Below are 1,588 nucleotides of genomic sequence, written 5' to 3'. Positions count from 1 at the left end.
GGTTCGGGATGGTGATCATCCGCATCCAGCGGCCCAGCACCCGCAGGCTGTTCACCGCGTTGAACGACTGGGAGCCGCCCGAGACCTGCATCACCGCGAGCGTGCGCCCCTGCGTCGGCCGCACCGAGCCCTCGCTCAGCGGCAGCCAGTCGATCTGGCTCTTCATCACGCCGGTCAGGTTGCCGTGCCGCTCCGGCGAGACCCAGACCTGCCCCTCGGACCAGATCGAGAGCCGTCGGAGCTCCTGCACCTTCGGGTGGTCGGCCGTCGCGTCGTCGGGCAGCGGCAGGCCGTGGGCGTGGAAGAGCCTGACCTCGCCGCCCATCGCCTCCAAGAGCCGGGCCGCCTCGTAGGCCAGGAACCGGCTGAACGAGCGCGCCCGGAGCGAGCCGTAGAGGATCAGAAAGCGCGGCGCGTGGGTGAACGCGGCCGGCACCTGCAGCCGCTCGGCGGTCGGCACCGCGAAATGCGCCTCGGAGAGGTTCGGGATCCCATCGACAAAGGGCTGCTGGGGCTTGTCCAAGACGTCCTCGTTCTCTACGCTTCAACGAAGGTTGATTTGTTGGATCATTAGTGAACAAGCGATGGACGAACGGCAAGCCCTCGCGGCCTTCGCGGCCCTCGGCCAGGAGCACCGGCTCCGGGTCGTGCGCGCCCTCGTCACCGCCGGTCCGGACGGCCTCGCGGCTGGGGCGCTGGCGATCGAGGTCGGGGCCACGAGCACCAACCTGTCCTTCCACCTGAAGGAACTCTCGCACGCCGGCCTGATCACCTCCCGGCGCGAGGGCAAGTCGATCATCTACAGCGCCGCCTACGCCGGCCTGTCCAACCTGATCGCCTTCCTGATGCGCGACTGCTGCCAGGGCCGGCCCGAGGTCTGCGCTCCGGCCGTCGCCGCCCTGTCCGCCTGCGATTGCCCTGTCGGAGAAGCTCTCAATGCCTGAGGCGTTCGACGTCGTCATCTACCACAACCCCGCCTGCGGCACCTCGCGGAACACGCTGGCGATGATCCGGAACGCCGGCATCGAGCCGCACGTCGTCGAGTACCTGAAGGCGCCGCCGAGCCGGGCGCTCATCGAGCAGCTGCTGGCCCGCGCGGGACTCGGTGTGCGGGACGTGCTGCGCGAGAAGGGCACCCCCTACGCCGAGTTGAGCCTCGGGGACCCGGCGCTGAGCGACACGCAGTTGCTCGACGCGATCGAGGCGCACCCGATCCTGCTCAACCGGCCGCTGGTGGTGAGCCCGAAGGGCGTGCGCCTGTGCCGGCCCTCCGAGGCGGTGCTCGACCTCCTGCCGGCCCAGCAGGGTGCGTTCATGAAGGAGGACGGCGAGCGCGTCATCGACGCGCACGGCCGTCGCGTCGCCACCGCCTGAGGAAGCCCATGAGCACCTTCGAGCGCTACCTGACCGTCTGGGTCGCCCTCTGCATCGTGGCCGGCATCGCCCTCGGGCACGTCATGCCGGGCGTCTTCCACGCCGTCGGCGCGGCCGAGATCGCAGAGGTGAACCTGCCGGTCGCCGTCCTGATCTGGCTCATGGTCATCCCCATGCTGCTCAAGATCGACTTCGCCTCGCTGCGCCACGTCGG

3 protein-coding genes and 1 pseudogene are annotated in these 1,588 nt (G+C 69.7%); 3 read left to right on the top strand and 1 reads right to left on the bottom strand.

Going from position 1 to position 1,588, the window contains the following annotated elements:
* On the bottom strand, nt 1–523 hold a 523-nt coding region (locus AX737_RS00410), incomplete at its 3' end, for an NAD(P)H-dependent oxidoreductase (RefSeq protein ID WP_066918113.1).
* 61 nt (nt 524–584) lie between these two features.
* On the opposite strand from AX737_RS00410, the gene AX737_RS00405 reads away from it, so the two are divergent.
* The 3 genes and pseudogenes from AX737_RS00405 to AX737_RS00395 form a co-directional block, all read left to right on the top strand.
* Entirely contained in the window at nt 585–944 is a 360-nt protein-coding gene (locus AX737_RS00405) for a metalloregulator ArsR/SmtB family transcription factor (RefSeq protein WP_066918112.1), read from the top strand.
* Nucleotides 937–1,374, top strand: a complete 438-nt coding sequence (gene arsC, locus AX737_RS00400; protein WP_066918111.1) for an arsenate reductase (glutaredoxin) — start codon at nt 937–939, stop codon at nt 1,372–1,374. The genes AX737_RS00405 and arsC overlap by 8 nt, the downstream gene beginning before the upstream one ends.
* A gap of 8 nt (nt 1,375–1,382) precedes the next feature.
* Nucleotides 1,383–1,588, top strand: a pseudogene (locus tag AX737_RS00395) (arsenical-resistance protein); the annotation flags it as partial.

The sequence above is a fragment of the Methylobacterium sp. CCH5-D2 genome, from assembly GCF_001556475.1.
Lineage (GTDB): Bacteria > Pseudomonadota > Alphaproteobacteria > Rhizobiales > Beijerinckiaceae > Methylobacterium > Methylobacterium hispanicum.
Note: the sequence above shows the minus strand (reverse complement) of the source record. Positions and strands in the feature narration are given on the sequence as shown.

Coding starts and splice junctions, on each gene's coding strand:
- AX737_RS00405 (WP_066918112.1), top strand. CDS start 585: ATGGACGAACGGCAAGCCCTCGCGGCCTTCGCGGCCCTCGGCCAGGAG.
- arsC (WP_066918111.1), top strand. CDS start 937: ATGCCTGAGGCGTTCGACGTCGTCATCTACCACAACCCCGCCTGCGGC.